Here is a 16,051-nt window from a genome sequence, read left to right on the forward strand (position 1 = left end):
TAATTACATAAATAGACAATTAGATTTTTTAATGAAGATCATATTAAAACTCTTCAAAATCTGACTCATAATCCTGGTCAAGCTCCAAAGATTTGATTTCAATCGAATCTCTTTGTATTTTTTGTTCCGACCCAGCCTTCTTTAAAGGCTCTGATTCATGCTGAAGATATTTGACCTGGGCCATATCACTATTTTTGACTTTGAAAAAGCCGATAGTATCCTTCATAGTAGAGGCTTGAGACAGGAGCTCTTCGGACATGGATGCCAGCTCCTCAGAAGCCGTGGCGTTCTGCTGAATGACTGAATCCAACTGAATGATGGCTGAATTGATCTGCTCAGCCCCTTTATTCTGTTCCTGACTGGCCATGGTGATTTCTTCTACAAGCTCTGCAGTCTTTCTCATGGAGGGAACAATCTGTTCAATTTTCTCCTGGGCGGCAATGGCTCTATGAACACTGCTCTGTGTAATTTCCGTAATATCCTTGGCAGCCGCTCCACTTGACTCTGCCAGTTTTCTAACCTCGGAGGCCACCACTGCAAACCCCCGTCCTGCCTCTCCGGCTCTGGCTGCTTCAATGGCGGCATTGAGAGCCAACATATTCGTGCTTCTGGCAATATCCTGAATGACAGAAATTTTTTCTGCAATGTCCTTCATGGCCGAAACAGTATCGGCAACGGCTTCACTGCCTTCCTGGGAGTCTTCTGCAACTTTTTTTGCCATAACATTCGATTGTTGGGCATTTTCCGTATTCTGCTGAATATTAGAATTCAACTGTTCGACAGAAGCAGAGACCTCTTCCATATTGGACGCCTGTTCACTAGTCCCGGAAGAAATTTCCTGTGCCGACGATGAAATCTGTTCACTCCCGCTTGTAACCTGGTTTGAAGCTGAGACAATGTCATTGACAATGGTTGTAATCTGGGCCGTCATTTCCTGCATGGCGGAATAAACACCTGTCAATTTCTTTTCTGGAAAATCGATTTTCAGGTCTCCCTTTGCAATACGGGAAGTGATATCCACGATCTCATAGGGTTCACCTCCAAGCTGAGTCGTAATTGATTTTGTCAATACAAAGGCGATAATAATACCGATTATAGCCGAGACAATGGAGAGGAGAATTGCCAGAAGTTTATTTTGAGATGAAACATGACGTATAATATCATTGACGACTTTCGTCACGCTTCGACCGCTGTCCATGATTACAGCCGCTTTTTCTCTTAGCTGAGTCTGTATGACAGCCCTATCTGCTTCCAAGTTTTGATATTGCAGGACAGTCGATTTGTACACCTTGACCTGATTAAGGATAAGATTGAGTGATTTGCTGACCTGTTCATCGTTAAAATCGTCTAATGAAGATATCAGCAGATTCTCGGCTGTAAGGATATCATCATTCCAATGCTTCGAAAGAATCGGACGCTCATCATCATTTTGGGCTGCAAGATATTCATATCCACTGACTCTAAACTGATTCGTAGCATCCTGAATTTCCTCAAGCTGCATTAACCTGTCTACATAAATTGCAGAAACCAGACCGGATCTGGAATTTTCAGTTAAGACTTCCAGCTCCATCTGGATCAGCTCTTTGATATTTTCAAAAACCAAAACAGCGGCTTTTGCCCTCTGTTTGGCTATCCCATTGATTTGCCCCTGAATATGTGAAAACTCCAAATTCAGATTATTATATTCCGTCATCCCCTGAATGAGGTCTTGAACATGAGACTTATTTTCGTCTGATAGCATCAGTTCTTTAGCATGCTCCGCATTTTCTAAAACACAGTTTGTCTTTTCAAAAGCTTCAGTCATGTAAGAATTGTCACCATAGAGGGTGTATCTCAGAGTTGCCGCCTGGGCATCCTGGGCGTCTGTCAGACATAGATTTACTAATTCGCTGATGACATTTTGGTAATTGATCTGAGAAATCCCCCGTATTCCCATCATCCCCACGATAATGGTGAATACAACGAGAAGTGCAAAACTTGTCATTAGTTTTGTTCTGACTTTTAATTTCTGAACCATAAAAATCCTCCGGAAACGGTCTTCTTAATCTGACCCGATTATATTCTTTCTTCAATATTTTCTTTAAGTTACATATTTTGATGTAACAGTAACATCTTTATTTCCGTTTACATTCTCTAGAAAAGTTTTCAATATTGTTGAACAGCACAGGAAAAGCAGAATATCTTAAGTATTAGAACAAAACCTGACATTTTTGTGTCATTATGAATGGATGGAAGAAGAGTAGGAGCATACAATGGATGAACATGTCATCATAAAGCAGTACCTGACTTTCAATGTCGGAGGTGATGATTACGCAATAAATGTGGGAAACATCAGAGAAGTTCTGGAATTTCAGAGCGTATCAAGAGTTCCGAGGATGCCAGACTATATGAGAGGCATCATCAACTTGAGAGGAAGCGTTGTCCCTGTCATTGACCTGAAAACAAAGTTTGATCTTGGACAAACCGAAAAATCAATTGATACGAGTGTCATCGTCACAGAATTGAAAATAGGCGATGATGACGTTGTTCTTGGACTCCTGACAGATGCAGTCAATGAAGTTGTTGACATTGATGAAACAGATATTGAACCCACACCCAACATAGGCACGACAATTGATTCATCCTTTATAAAGGGGATGGGAAAGAAGGATGATAAATTCATCATCATATTGAATATCAATAGGATTTTTTCTAATAGTGAAGTGAGAGAATTAACGACTGAATCGATATCCGAAGGGGAATCTTAAAGCATCAAAAACCCTGAGGAATAATGGCTTTTTATTCAAACAAGATCAGGTTTCCACCACTAAGCTTTGCCAGGGAGAGTCTGACCTTACGGGATACATCAATACGGTAGGGACATGACACAGAGGCAGCCTCTTTTAGTAGCTTCATCTCATCCCATTTTTTCTTTTTAAAAACTGAGAGACCTTTCTCTCTCATCGAAAACCAGGATGATAATCGAAGACGCAAGGCATAATCAGCAGGGTCATGTTCCAAATAATCGATCATCTGACGATCCACATAACCTTCGAGTCTGAAAAGTTCTTTCAACTGTGCGCTACAATTCCCGCATTGACGGCAAACATAATTACCAAGCTCAGGTGCATCCATCAAAAGAGAGGACTGTTCAGCAGCTGTCAAAGGTCCCTGACAAACGGCCTCAACAGCCTCAGACACATGCTGAAGGGTATTCATACCGCAGACCAGAACATCCGGATGATTACTCATGGCATAACGCATGGCCATATTTGGAGAACGGTATAAAAAGCCATCCCCCAGGGGTTTCATAGCAGTAATCCCAATGTTTCTTTTCCGAGCAAATGGAAATATTTCATCTTTGATTTCAGGCAAATACATATCTTCAAGATAATTACACCATATTAAAATTAAATCGACGGGGAGAGCCGACATGCCCTTGATGTACATGGGCAAATTGTGACTACTAAGACCGATACCACCAATCAAGCCCTCTTCTTTTGCCTTTAACATTCCTTCCAGAGCCCCACCGGGAGAAAGGATTCTTTCCAACTTGTCCTCATCAGGAACTCCATGGAAATAATAAAACTCGATATGATCGGTTTGAAGATTGGTAAGACTTGCTTCAATGTCCCGCCGTATCTCCCTGGCCCCCTCAGCACCACTTTTGCTGCATAAGATAAACTGGTCTCTCCGCCCCTCTAAGACACGACCGAGTTTCTTTTCAGAAGCACCATCCCCATAGCTCCTTGCGGTTTCAATATAATTACCGCCGAACTGCTGATAGGCAGTCACAACCTTATCTATAATGTCCGAAGAAATTTCCACTTGATGAAAGCCGCCGAGGGCTAGTTGGCTGACACTGTATCCAGTATTCCCCAACTGTACTTTTGGTAATACCATGTTCTGATTTTCCATCCATCCCCCTCTCTTAAGACAACCCTTACATTATATCTTATAAAATACCGCCAATGAATATTTCTCTTGTTTTGTCCTTCATGCCCAAACCTCTTATCCATTTCAAGCCAAGAAAGAAACAATTTATCGGATTTTTTTAAGAAGTTAATTGACATTAAAAAAATGGTTTGCTATTCTCATAGTCAATTATGGGTGCCTAACTATATTGAAACAACCTACTTGCTGTTTTTTCAGGCAATTAAGAACACTGCAGGACAAAATTAGGCAATAGAAACTGGCAGCGAAATTCACAGGAGGTCATGATGTTGTGTACAACGGCAAATATTACTGAAAGTAGGGAAGTAAATCTGAATTTCGATAAAAATAAAACGCTCACCGATTCACCATCTAACTTAACAGAGGCGAAGATCAGCAAAGAATATATCATTAAAGATATTATCGCCGATGATCAGGATTTAAAAGATTTCCTGTTTACCCTCGGATGCTACAAGGGTGAAACAATTGCCCTTATATCCATCCTCGCTGAAAATTATGTCATTACTGTTAAAGATGCCAGGTATAGCATTGATAGTGATTTAGCCAGGGCAATCAGGCTCTGAATCACTTAATACAGTAATTTTCTAGAGAAATATAAATCAAAAATCTCAATAAAAAGATCTATGAGCCCGAGGTGGGCCATGAAGGAGAGTCGTATGAACATAGCACTCACAGGGAACCCCAATAGCGGAAAGACAACCCTGTTTAATGCCTTGACCGGTAAGAATGAACATGTTGGCAACTGGGCGGGGGTGACAATTGATCAAAAAGAGGGAAAGGTCAAAAAAAGTATCAGTAAATCTACAGACGAATTAACAGTCATCGATTTACCGGGAGCCTATTCTATGTCTCCTTTTACCTCTGAAGAGAGCATTACAAGTGATTTCGTTCTTCAAAAAAAACCGGATGTCATCATCAATATTGTGGACTCTACCAATTTGAGCAGAAGTTTATTTTTTACAAGCCAATTACTCGAATTAAAGATACCCGTTGTCATTGCGCTGAATAAGAGCGATTTGAGTAAAAAAAAGGGGACTGTCATAGATGTGCCTCTTCTGTCTCGGCTCCTCTCCTCTCCAGTCATTGAAACAACGTCTACCAAAGCCAATGATAACGGTCTGGAAGAACTGGTATCCAATGCCTTAACGGTCTTAGGAAGCACCCAGGCAGCACCTTTTAAGGGTATGTCTGAAAGCAATAATCGACAATCTGTTGAAGCTGATAATAAAGCGCGGTACAACTTTGTCAAAGAGATAATCAAGAAAGTCGAGATTCGTAATACAAAGAGTCATACTCAGACAAACCAGGATAGAGTCGATAGAATCATTGCGAACAAATGGCTTGGAATTCCAATTTTTGCCGCCGTGATGTGGGGCGTGTTCTCCATATCCCAAACTCTGTTAGGACCTTTACTGGCAGATATCCTGGTTGGCTGGATTGACGGCCTTTATGGCTTGATTGAAGGGCTGATGGGAAATGAGGTATCTCCTTTCCTAAAATCACTATTTCTGGATGGAATCATCGGAGGTGTCGGAGCAGTACTTGGTTTCCTCCCATTGATCATGATTCTTTTCTTCCTCCTAGCCCTTTTAGAAGATTGCGGTTATATGGCAAGAGTTGCCGTCGTGATGGACCGGTTTTTTAAACATGTAGGTCTATCCGGAAAATCAATCATTCCCATGGTCATTGGTACCGGTTGTGCCATTCCGGGGATAATGGCCACAAGAACTATAAAAAACGAAAGACAGAGAAGAACAACAGCCATGCTCACCCCCTTTATGCCCTGTGGTGCAAAGTTGCCTGTCATCGCACTCTTTGCCGGTGTATTTTTCAACGATGCTGCTTGGGTCGGCACTACCATGTACTTTATGGGCATAGGCATTATAATCCTTGGAGCCATGATCATTGTCAGAATCACCGGTGAGAAAAATGCTCGGTCCTATTTCATAATGGAATTACCGGAATATCGAGTTCCCAGCCTAAAAAGAGCCACTGTTTCAATGTTTGCAAGAGCAAAAGCGTTCATAATAAAGGCCGGAACAATCATCCTTTTGTGTAATGCTGTAGTCCAGATAATGCAGACTTTCAACTGGCAATTTCAAATGATTCCAGAAGGTGCAGCAAGCACAAGTATCCTCGCCAGCATTTCATCCCCTTTTGCCTTCCTGCTCATCCCTCTTGGTTTTGGTGCCTGGCAGCTGGCAGCAGCAGCCATCACAGGTTTTATTGCCAAAGAAAATGTGGTTGGAACCTTGGCCGTTGTATATAGCATTACCAATTTTATTGATACGGAAGAACTGGCACTGATTTCCGGGAGTGCTGATATAGCCGGTATCATGGGCCTGACATCGGTTGCCGCCTTATCTTACCTGCTTTTTAATCTGTTTACTCCTCCCTGTTTTGCAGCTATTGGTGCCATGAATGCAGAAATGGAAGACAACAAGTGGTTGTGGTCGGGGATTGGATTTCAGTTTGGTATGGGTTACGTAGTTGCATTTTTGACTTACCAGATAGGGACACTCCTGACGACTGGTTCTTTTGGACTGGGCTTTATTTATGGTCTCATTCCTACGGTTCTGCTCATAGGATACCTCATTTTCCTTATGAGAAGAGGTGATCAAAAAGCTGAATTAAAATTGAAAAAGAGCGCCTAAGCTCCAAAAATTCAAATAAGTGAATACATCGGGGCTTTCGATAAGCCCTGGTTGTATTTTAAAGGAAAACAAAGTGGTCAATTTCATAGTCGCCCTGGTGATACTTATTATACTGTCTCTGGCAATTACAAAGCTCGTCATAGAAAAACGGAGTGGTTCAAAGTGCGTAGGCTGCCCCTTAAGTAAGGGGAATGGGAAAAACGGTGGTTGCCACTGCGGGTAAAACAGTTATCTTGATCTTTGAATGATGTGTAAAAATTCATATACAGTTCATTTTTAATTCATCCTTTTTGCACAAATCATATTACAATGGTTTTTGGCTTAGGATAAAAACAAAGCAATTTTGGTATTAGACTCTCAGGTCTTGAGTTACAAAGATTCCAAGGCTATTGCTCGACTTTTTATATCTAGGTAACAGTTACAAAAGGAGAAACTGTTTATGAAGAAAAAGAAAAGACGCTTGAGATCGGTTATTCAGATTCTTTTTTTTATCCTGATTGCCTTCATAGCCGTCAACCACACATTGTTGGAATCCGGAAAAGGGATTCCCCTCCTATCAGGAGCCTCTCTCCATGCGGTCTGTCCTTTTGGAGGAGTAGTCAGTCTATACCAACTGGCAACAAGCGGAACTTTTGTCAAAAAGGTACATGAATCAAATGTCATTCTCATGATCATCGTATTCAGTTCCGCCTTTTTATTGGGTCCACTGTTCTGTGGATGGATCTGTCCCTTTGGGTCTTTTCAGGAAATACTCGGCCGATTAGGAAAAAAACTATTCAAAAGAAGATTCAATCATTTCATCCCCTACAAATATGATAGGATACTCCGATATTTCCGCTATGTTGTTCTTATAATTGTCCTCATTCAGACGGCTCGTTCCGGACTGCTTATGTTTGCCAATATTGATCCATATTTTGCACTGTTTCAATTTTGGACCGGAGAAGTTACACGAATAGCCATCATAGCCCTTTTGGTGGTTATGGGACTGTCCCTGTTTGTTGAAAGGCCCTTCTGTAAATACGCCTGTCCCTATGGTGCCCTTCTCGGTCTCTTTAATCTGATCAGAATTGTCCCTCTAAAAAGAAATGTAAGCACATGCATCAACTGCAGTCGATGTGACAGGAGCTGCCCCATGAACATTTCCGTATCATCCCTGGAAGTCATAAGGAACCATCAATGCATCAGCTGTTTTCAATGCACTTCCGATGATGGAGTCTGTCCTATCCCTGGAACAGTAGAGTTCAGAACAGGAACCTTCAAGGAGAGTGATTCATGAGAGTGAAAGCTAAGATGGCGGCCATGATACTGCCACTGTTCTTCCTACTGGGAATCGGTTTGACCATTCTGACTGGCCAGTGGCAGACTGAGAGCTCAAAAGTCCCAGCCAAATTTAATGATGGAGAGTTGGCGGGAGAATATAATCCTGCAGATATTAGAGGTTCCTATACCCTGGGAGACCTTGAAAAGGCTTTTGGTATTCCCGTTGCCACACTGGCAAAAGCCTTTGGATTCTCCAACAGTGAGGATCAGGCACAAGTAAAGGTGAAAGAATTTGAAGAGCTTTATGGACTGATTGACGGCAAAGAAGTTGGTACAGACAGCATGCGTTTTTTCATCGCTTTGTTCTTGGATAGACCCTATACAGCAGAGGAAGACACAGCCTTGCCTCAACCAGCCTTTAATATCCTGAAAAAAGAAACCAATTTAAGCGAAGAAGTCCTTTCCTCTATCGAAAAAAAAGTTGTATCACTTCTGGATACGCCCCATGCCTCTCCTGATTCACAGAATCAGGATGATAATGTTCTGCTGGAAATAAAAGGAAAGACTCTGTTCTCAGAGCTGCTGGACCAGGGTTTGACAGAAGACCAGATAACAGCCGCTCTGGGAGGAATTCCCATGGGAGAGCCCAGTGTTTCAGTCAGAGACTTCTGTGCCGATCAGGGAATCGAATTCTCAGCTGTCAAATCTGCCATACAAAAATTGCTGGATCAGCAGATGTAATAGGCATCAAAAAGGACAATGATGAGAACCCGGAAAAATAGAATGTGAATAGAAATAACCACATGGTATGTCTAAATTTCACCTAGATTTATTGGAGGTCCTGAATCTAAGAGAGAGGATTCGGACTCAAAGAGCCTAAAAAGCATTCAACACTACTCGGAGCTTTAAAATCAGGAGAGTCTTTTTTCCAGCTCGGCTTTCAGTGACTCATAGGGATGGGCACCCTGAAGGCGCATCAACTGCTTTCCCTTATGAAACAACATGATTGTCGGGATGGATTGAATCGAATACTTAGAGGCTAAGGCTCCTCTTCTTTCTGTATTGATTTTCACGGTGACAATGCGTCCCTTATACTCCTTTGCCAATTGAGCAATAACAGGACTAACCAGCTTGCAGGGTCCACACCAATCGGCATAAAAATCGACCAGAACAGGCAGGTCGCTGGATTGTACCAAATCTTCAAAACTTGGTGGTAAAACGGCCATAAACACTCCTATACATATAAAATACTTGCCCGGACCTGATCCTGGCAAGTAAAGAATTTGAATTGTTCATGCTCTGGAACCTTCAGGGGACCTGGTGTACACTGATAAAGTAAATGTGGCACGACAGTGGCCCTGCGGAGAGTAGAAAAACAGAAGAGGTTGCCATGACAGAAGAAGATTTGGAAAGAGTTAGCGGTGTTTCCCGCTACCATGAACGGATGTGGATACAACGGGATGAATCTGGAAAAATCAAACAAGTTTTTGATGGTGATCTCAAACCCATCGAGACAATGATGCTCTACCGTTCCTTTGAATGTGAAACACAGGAAAACGGTTTCGTCTATAAAGGAGAATTTATTCCCCTTGAAGGTGCCAGAGAATATGCCAGGAAAAGGTCTCAGGGATATCAGAGGCGCAATTATGGACATACAATCGAAGAGGTACTGTAAGGCTTTTGATTCACACCTCCCATTTCATGAATCTAGGATTCAACCCGGTTTCGCCCCTGCTGCTTACCAAATAAGAGGAGATCATCCGCTTGCTTAATGCTGTCTTCTATAGCCAGTAGTGGATCATAGGGGGCGACACCAAAAGTCATGGTAATGTGAGTACTGATATCTTGAGAACTGAAAGAGAAGGATTCAATTCCCATCCTCAGCTTCTCCGCTGCGACCTTCCCTCCTGCAACGTCCGTATCAGGTAAAACAATCAGAAATTCCTCACCTCCCCATCGGCAAACATGATCCTGTTTTCTTAAGGTCCGTTGCAAAATGGCAGCCACCTGCTTCAATGTATCATCCCCGTAGTTATGGCCATAACTATCATTTATCCGCTTAAAAAAGTCGATATCACCAAGAATGAAACAGCAGTGACTCTTATTCCTCAGCATTTTTTCTCTTTCACACTGTATCAGATCTATGATATCTCTTCGATTAGAAAGTGCCGTCAGGGGATCAATGCGGGAAGAATTTTCAAGTTCTTCATTTTTCAACCTCAACTGCCGTTCAAGATCCATGGCCGATAAACTGTAGGCCGAATATAGAATAACAAATACTAAAAAAGTCAGGATCAGATTCATCAGAGTCAAATTTGAAAGAATAACAGTAGACAGGGGGTGTATAACAGGCCAGGTTCGAGAGGAAAAATACAAGATCAGCAGACATCCCAGCAAACTGCCCAGCAAACCCCTTCGATTCAGAGGAGAGATGATGCGATACACAAAAACCAGGGGAATCAAACAAAAGATATAGAGATAAAAACCGCTTTCCCACCCCAAATAGTAAGTAGCAAAATAAGCATGAGAAATAATTTCTATTAAGGTCAGGTTCAATACCAGCCTATGAAACCGAAATCTATTGAAAAATATTGCAGAAACAAAGATCAGACAGCTTCCAATATTGACATATACCAGGGGAAGAACCTGCAGAAAAATAAAAAGTACCAAGAAGCCCACATGGCCCAAAAGAGCCAGGAATACCGTATATCGCGAGGTCAAATATGCGGGATAAGACTGGTAATCTTTAATATTATCATCTGCCTTTATCATAGGCCTAAATAGTACCATGGGATTGATTTTTCAGGGCCACAAATTTTACAAACAGCAATTTAAAGAAATAAGACCCTCTAAAAAGAACTGTTCACACTTCAAATTTATCTGTATGATTCTAATAGTGAGAGTATTATCGATTAGTTAGTATTATTTAAAAAAAAGAAGTAACCCACCACCAATGAACACAGAAAAAGCAGAAAAGAGCATTTTCATTAAAATTGTCATCATCATGATGGCCGCCAGTGCCATTATGATGGTAAACACCGTCCTCAATTTCACAGTGAGAAGCCGGCCGACCATGGGTTATATCAGCTTATTATCCTCTGCCGCAATCTTATTATCCTGCCTGGATCTTATCATAAACAAAAAAAAGCAGAGAGCATTTCTCATATCATTGATTTTTGTAACCCTCAATATTCTTGCATTCTACATTGATGGAAACATGAGGGAGGTGGCACTGGCATGGATACTGGTACTACCACTCATTGCGCATTATACCCAAGGCCTAAAAAAAGGCCTGGTCTTCACTTACATCCTAATCCCGGGCAGCATCTCCTGTGTCTTAATCCGTAACTTTCTCACCGCCCATACCATTTTCAAAACGGGGACTTATATTGAAGTGCTTGTCATCTATTCCATTGTAGCCTATATGACCTTTACTTATGAAAGAGCGGCTCAACAGAAAGAAAAGCTTATTCATACTCAATATTATTATGACAGCCTCACCTCTCTCCCCAATAGGAAAAAGCTGATTCAAGACATCAGCCTTTATGAACAAAAAACTTTGGTTTTAGTCAATATTGATGATTTTAAGGAAATCAATAACATCATAGGCATCACTGGAGGCGACATTGTTCTAAAGGAGATGGCTCAACGGCTGACAAGCCTGAATCCTGATAATGAGTCGACCTTATACAAGCTACACGCCGACGAATTTGCTTTCCTGATACCCGGAGAACAGAGCAAAGAGGAAATGAAACTCCTTGCAGAAAAGATACAAACGATTATGGATATGGATATTGAGATTAAAGGAACTGCGATGATTGCCTCTATTTCCATCGGAATTTCCAACTATTCTGAAAGACTTTTCTCAACAGCAGACATAGCCCTCAGGACGGCCCGATTAAGAAAGCAGCCATTTACAATCTATAGCAACGAACTGGAAATGACCAAGAAATATGAGGAGAATATCCACCAACTCTACCAAATTCAAAAAGGAATTCTAAATGACAGATTCCTTCCCTACTTTCAGCCTATTTATGATATCCACAGGAATAAGATACAGAAATTCGAATGCCTCATCCGTTTAGACGAGGAAGGGACTATCATTGAGCCAAAACACTTCCTGGATATCTCCAAGCGATCCAGAAAATATCCCTGGTTGACTAGAATCATGGTGACAAAATCTTTTCAACACTTCGGTCCAACAGATCATGATTTCTCAATCAATCTGTGCCTTGAAGATATGATCAACCCTGAAACAACATCCCATATTTACTCTGAACTGGAGTCCTTTGATATAGGGGAACGTGTCATATTCGAACTCCTTGAATCTGAAAGGATTGAGAGCCATCCTGAAGTATTTGATTTTATTCAGAGGGTGAGAGAGTTTGGCTGTAAACTAGCCATTGATGATTTTGGTTCGGGTTACTCCAACTTTGAATATATTCTAAGAATGAAATTTGATTTTCTGAAAATTGATGCCTCTCTTGTCAAAAATGTTATCCAAGACGACAATGCCAGGATAATGATCAATACAATTGTAGAATTCTGCAAACAATTAAATATCAAAACCATCGCAGAATATGTATCAAGTAAAGAAATCTATGAAATGATCAGAGATCTAGGAGTTGACTTTGCCCAAGGCTATTTCGTTGGCATGCCTGAAGAAAATACAGAGAGAGACTACCCGATTTTTACCAGCGCGAGAGTTTTATAGAATGCATATCAGAAGGATGAGAAAATTTCGGATATGACAATGCGGTTTCTTCCCTTATTTTTTGCATCAAAAAGATTCTCATCAGCTCTTTTGATAATGCTTTGCATATCCATTTGTGGATAATTGGAATAACAAGCACCAAAACTCATGGTTATATGAAATGTGAATCCATTGAACTCAAATATATGGTTCTCTATTTCTTTGCGAATCCTTTCCAGGACGACCAGAGCCTGATCCATATCTGTTTCAGGAAATAGCATGACAAATTCTTCTCCACCCCATCTGGCGGTAGTATCTGCCCCTCTCATATTGTTCTGAAGGATTTGGCTTATAACTTTTAGAGCGAAGTCACCCCCATCATGACCATATTGATCATTGATATTTTTAAAGAAATCCAAATCACAAAGAACGTGTGTAAATCCTTTATTCGTTCTTGTAAAACGATTTATTTCGTATTTCGTTATATCCTTAAAGCCTCTCCTATTCATAAGACCGGTGAGCTCATCGGTCAATGCCATGTCACGAAGGGAGGCTATCAGCTTATTTCTTTCATGGAGGATTTTTTCAAACACAATAGAGAACAAAGTAAATATAATTACAATATTAGTTATAAAAAATAGAATAGAAATTGTGGATAGATTATTCCCTGAATTCAATGGATTCCCACTTGGATCCCATCGCAAACCAAATAACATCCGTAAGATCATAACAAAGATGGCTACAGAATACAGATTTGGAATAAGTCGACTCTTTGTAATGAGAAGATTTTCATCTTTTCTAAAAATTAAAATTGTATCCAAAAAAATGAAAATGGAAAAAATGCACACCGTAATGATCCTTAAACGTGTGCTGGAATCATTTAAAACCAGGAACAAACTGAAAAAACCAAGAAATATAAAGTCAGTAGAGATTCTATTTCTTACTGCATAAAAATAACACAGCCCCCGTTTGATTTCGACATAAGCCCAGAGAACCATCATATGGGGTAAGAGAATGACGAGCTGTAAAGGAAGAATACTTCTGAGTGATAGGATGAGAAAATTCAAGCTAATGAGTAAAAAAGCAAAAATCCAGTTACGAACACCCTTAAACTGAGATTTCTTATTAATGGATGCTACGAAAAAAAAGAGTGTGACACAAAGCATGTAAATAAAATTATTAAAGATAACGGTTCTGGGGTCTAATTCAATCAAAGACGACTCCTATAATTGATGCCGGGTTTGATCGATCCTCCTGATTTCTCAGTGATATCTGAACCATTCCACTTCAATTATTTCGACAAAGGATCTATTAAAATTCAATATTTATTATATATTCTACTATAAATATTCATTTTAGGCTTTTTTCACTGTGTTTGTTTCTGTTCTGAAGTTAAAATCAGACGATTTATTCTTTTTTTTATAGCAATATCAAGAGGTCTGGAAAGCCTCCCATCCTCCTAAAGTCCCCCTTTCAAGCTGTTATAAACACAACATTCCGCCCCGGGAATATGGAAGAAATTTAAAACCGGGGGCACATCGATTCACAAAAGAAACCAACGCCAAGAATCACTGTATATATTTCTATTCAGTATATACATTTAAAAAATCGAACACTCTTTAAATCAAAGATTCAGGACATCAAGCAGAAGTCCTACTTATATGACAGTTTTTCAAATATTTATCCATCAAAAAAGGGAGATTTTTTCACGCATTTCTACCTGTTTTGAATCTTGACATCGGATGAATAAGAACAGTAGTCTCCACTCATATGAGCTCATTCAAAATAAGAAAGGTAACAGATTCCTTTCACCCGTCCAATACTTATGCGATTGAACAGGTATTTGAGATTTTAAGGATTCATTTTCCCTCTGTGAAGGAGGATAAAATCAATGAAATCCTAGAACAAATGAAGGACCCTCTGAAGTATCAATTCTCCTCTACACTGTTTGTAGCAGAGGGGGGGCAGGCCAATATAAAAGGATTTGCAATTCTCTTTTACATGCCTGACGCAAATTATTGCTTTTTAGATTATATCGCCGTAAAACCGGGAAGGATCTCCTCCGGTGTGGGTGGCGCAATCTATGAGAGGATCAGGGAAGAAGCTCAGCTGCTCAACACAGTTGGAATTTTTATGGAATGTCTACCTGATGATGAATCCCTTTGCAAAGATAAGAGCGAAATAAAGCAAAACAGAGCTCGGCTTGCCTTTTATGAACGTTACGGTGCACGTCCAATCATCAACACGAAATATGAAACCTGCGTCAACCCGGAGGATGACTGCCCGCCCTACCTTGTTTTTGATGATTTGGGTAACGACTATGATTTAACATCAAAGGTTGCTAAGAAAATTGTCAAAACGATATTGCAACGGAAATACCCGGTTTATTGTCCCGAAGAGTACATAAAAATGATTGTCTCCTCCATCAAGGATAATCCGGTCCAATTGCGGGAATACAAATACAGAATCAAGAACAGATCCATAGAAAAGAATAAGGCTGTAAAAAATCATATTCCCCTCATCATTAATGATAAACATGAAATTCATCATATCAAGGAGAAAGGGTACATAGAATCTCCAGTGAGGATCTCCAGTATCACCAAAGAAATCACCAAATTGGAAGCCTTTCAACTGCGACCATCAAGAGCCTATCCGGACAAATATATCTTGGAAGTGCACAATCCAAAATACTTCAACTACTTTAAAAGAGTATGCAGCACTTTTCCTGAAGGAAAATCTATCTATCCCTACGTATTTCCTGTCAGAAATGCGACACGTCCTCCGGGTGACTTATCCGTTTTAGCAGGATACTATTGCATAGACACCTTTACCCCGCTGAATAAAAATGCATTTATTGCGGCACGTTCGGGGGTTAATTGCTCCTTAACCGGTGCAGAATTGCTACTGGAAGGATATCACACGGCCTATGCCTTAGTGAGACCTCCCGGTCATCATGCAGAACGGGATGTTTTCGGTGGGTTTTGTTATTTTAATAACTCCTCCATATCAGCCCATTTTTTATCTGAGTTCGGAAAAGTAGCCATACTCGATATCGATTATCATCATGGAAATGGGCACCAACAGATATTCTATTCACGAAAGGATGTTTTAACCGTTTCGATTCATGGCAATCCATCATTTGCATACCCCTATTTTACAGGCTTTACAGAAGAAACTGGTGAAGGCGAGGGTGAAGGATTTAACTTGAATCTTCCCCTAAAAGAAAACCTCACAGGTGCAGAATACCTGAAGGTCTTAATCAAAGCCCTGAAAAGGATAAAAGAGTACAAACCCGACTATCTGATTATCAGTCTGGGACTGGATATTGCCAAGGGAGATCCCACCGGGACATGGTCCCTGACCGCCAATGACTTCAAAAACAATGGCATAGAAATTGGAAAGCTAGCCTATCCTGTCCTGTTTGTGCAGGAAGGCGGATATTATAACAGAACACTAGGTATTAATGCCCGGAACTTTTTTGAAGGCTTTTTATCTACAAGGGTAAAATAAG

General features: G+C 40.6%; 13 protein-coding genes. 8 read left to right on the plus strand and 5 right to left on the minus strand.

Annotated features, from left to right (window positions below; translation table 11 throughout):
- Window positions 1–43: 43 nt before the first annotated feature.
- On the minus strand, window positions 44–2,017 hold the full coding sequence (locus EXM22_RS10095) for a HAMP domain-containing methyl-accepting chemotaxis protein (RefSeq protein ID WP_149486402.1): 1,974 nt from the start codon (window positions 2,015–2,017) through the stop codon (window positions 44–46).
- Between the two features lie 235 nt (window positions 2,018–2,252).
- On the opposite strand from EXM22_RS10095, the gene EXM22_RS10100 reads away from it, so the two are divergent.
- On the plus strand, window positions 2,253–2,747 hold the full coding sequence (locus tag EXM22_RS10100; RefSeq protein WP_149486403.1) for a chemotaxis protein CheW: 495 nt from the start codon (window positions 2,253–2,255) through the stop codon (window positions 2,745–2,747).
- Window positions 2,748–2,778: 31 nt separating this feature from the next.
- Here the strand turns inward: EXM22_RS10100 and EXM22_RS10105 are convergent, their stop codons facing one another.
- Window positions 2,779–3,897 (minus strand): aldo/keto reductase, encoded by a 1,119-nt coding sequence (locus EXM22_RS10105; RefSeq protein WP_149486404.1) that lies wholly within the window; start codon window positions 3,895–3,897, stop codon window positions 2,779–2,781.
- A 299-nt stretch (window positions 3,898–4,196) separates the two neighbouring features.
- Between EXM22_RS10105 and EXM22_RS10110 the strand changes: the two genes are divergently transcribed.
- The 4 genes from EXM22_RS10110 (at window position 4,197) to EXM22_RS10125 (ending at window position 8,588) form a co-directional block, all read left to right on the plus strand.
- Window positions 4,197–4,496, plus strand: coding sequence for a FeoA family protein (locus tag EXM22_RS10110; protein ID WP_210411444.1), 300 nt, complete (start codon window positions 4,197–4,199; stop codon window positions 4,494–4,496).
- A 42-nt stretch (window positions 4,497–4,538) separates the two neighbouring features.
- Window positions 4,539–6,587, plus strand: a complete 2,049-nt coding sequence (feoB, locus tag EXM22_RS10115; protein WP_281289994.1) for a ferrous iron transporter B — start codon at window positions 4,539–4,541, stop codon at window positions 6,585–6,587.
- A 439-nt stretch (window positions 6,588–7,026) separates the two neighbouring features.
- The gene (locus EXM22_RS10120; protein WP_149486406.1) at window positions 7,027–7,863 is read left to right on the plus strand and encodes a 4Fe-4S binding protein; all 837 of its coding nucleotides are present in this window, start codon (window positions 7,027–7,029) and stop codon (window positions 7,861–7,863) included.
- Window positions 7,860–8,588 carry a hypothetical protein gene (locus tag EXM22_RS10125; RefSeq protein ID WP_149486407.1) on the plus strand — a complete coding sequence of 243 codons (729 nt, stop codon included), beginning with the start codon at window positions 7,860–7,862 and terminating at the stop codon, window positions 8,586–8,588. The genes EXM22_RS10120 and EXM22_RS10125 overlap by 4 nt, the downstream gene beginning before the upstream one ends.
- A gap of 170 nt (window positions 8,589–8,758) precedes the next feature.
- Here EXM22_RS10125 and trxA read toward each other — a convergent pair whose 3' ends face one another.
- On the minus strand, window positions 8,759–9,073 hold the full coding sequence (gene trxA, locus EXM22_RS10130; protein WP_149486408.1) for a thioredoxin: 315 nt from the start codon (window positions 9,071–9,073) through the stop codon (window positions 8,759–8,761).
- 113 nt (window positions 9,074–9,186) lie between these two features.
- Between trxA and EXM22_RS10135 the strand changes: the two genes are divergently transcribed.
- Window positions 9,187–9,522, plus strand: coding sequence for a hypothetical protein (locus EXM22_RS10135; protein WP_149486409.1), 336 nt, complete (start codon window positions 9,187–9,189; stop codon window positions 9,520–9,522).
- A gap of 32 nt (window positions 9,523–9,554) precedes the next feature.
- Here the strand turns inward: EXM22_RS10135 and EXM22_RS10140 are convergent, their stop codons facing one another.
- Window positions 9,555–10,619: a diguanylate cyclase gene (locus EXM22_RS10140; RefSeq protein WP_168203447.1), complete on the minus strand. Its 1,065-nt coding sequence runs from the start codon at window positions 10,617–10,619 to the stop codon at window positions 9,555–9,557.
- A gap of 181 nt (window positions 10,620–10,800) precedes the next feature.
- Between EXM22_RS10140 and EXM22_RS10145 the strand changes: the two genes are divergently transcribed.
- Window positions 10,801–12,561: a bifunctional diguanylate cyclase/phosphodiesterase gene (locus tag EXM22_RS10145; protein WP_149486411.1), complete on the plus strand. Its 1,761-nt coding sequence runs from the start codon at window positions 10,801–10,803 to the stop codon at window positions 12,559–12,561.
- Between the two features lie 8 nt (window positions 12,562–12,569).
- On the opposite strand, the gene EXM22_RS10150 is transcribed toward EXM22_RS10145, so the two are convergent.
- Window positions 12,570–13,754, minus strand: coding sequence for a GGDEF domain-containing protein (locus EXM22_RS10150; RefSeq protein WP_149486412.1), 1,185 nt, complete (start codon window positions 13,752–13,754; stop codon window positions 12,570–12,572).
- 556 nt (window positions 13,755–14,310) lie between these two features.
- Between EXM22_RS10150 and EXM22_RS10155 the strand changes: the two genes are divergently transcribed.
- Window positions 14,311–16,050: a histone deacetylase family protein gene (locus EXM22_RS10155; protein WP_149486413.1), complete on the plus strand. Its 1,740-nt coding sequence runs from the start codon at window positions 14,311–14,313 to the stop codon at window positions 16,048–16,050.
- Window position 16,051: the final 1 nt, after the last annotated feature.

Origin of the sequence: Oceanispirochaeta crateris (assembly GCF_008329965.1) — a bacterium.
Taxonomy (GTDB): Bacteria; Spirochaetota; Spirochaetia; order DSM-2461; family DSM-2461; genus Oceanispirochaeta; species Oceanispirochaeta crateris.

Coding starts and splice junctions, on each gene's coding strand:
- EXM22_RS10095 (WP_149486402.1), bottom strand. CDS start 2,017: ATGGTTCAGAAATTAAAAGTCAGAACAAAACTAATGACAAGTTTTGCA.
- EXM22_RS10100 (WP_149486403.1), top strand. CDS start 2,253: ATGGATGAACATGTCATCATAAAGCAGTACCTGACTTTCAATGTCGGA.
- EXM22_RS10105 (WP_149486404.1), bottom strand. CDS start 3,897: ATGGAAAATCAGAACATGGTATTACCAAAAGTACAGTTGGGGAATACT.
- EXM22_RS10110 (WP_210411444.1), top strand. CDS start 4,197: ATGATGTTGTGTACAACGGCAAATATTACTGAAAGTAGGGAAGTAAAT.
- EXM22_RS10120 (WP_149486406.1), top strand. CDS start 7,027: ATGAAGAAAAAGAAAAGACGCTTGAGATCGGTTATTCAGATTCTTTTT.
- EXM22_RS10125 (WP_149486407.1), top strand. CDS start 7,860: ATGAGAGTGAAAGCTAAGATGGCGGCCATGATACTGCCACTGTTCTTC.
- trxA (WP_149486408.1), bottom strand. CDS start 9,073: ATGGCCGTTTTACCACCAAGTTTTGAAGATTTGGTACAATCCAGCGAC.
- EXM22_RS10135 (WP_149486409.1), top strand. CDS start 9,187: ATGTGGCACGACAGTGGCCCTGCGGAGAGTAGAAAAACAGAAGAGGTT.
- EXM22_RS10140 (WP_168203447.1), bottom strand. CDS start 10,619: ATGATAAAGGCAGATGATAATATTAAAGATTACCAGTCTTATCCCGCA.
- EXM22_RS10145 (WP_149486411.1), top strand. CDS start 10,801: ATGAACACAGAAAAAGCAGAAAAGAGCATTTTCATTAAAATTGTCATC.
- EXM22_RS10155 (WP_149486413.1), top strand. CDS start 14,311: ATGAGCTCATTCAAAATAAGAAAGGTAACAGATTCCTTTCACCCGTCC.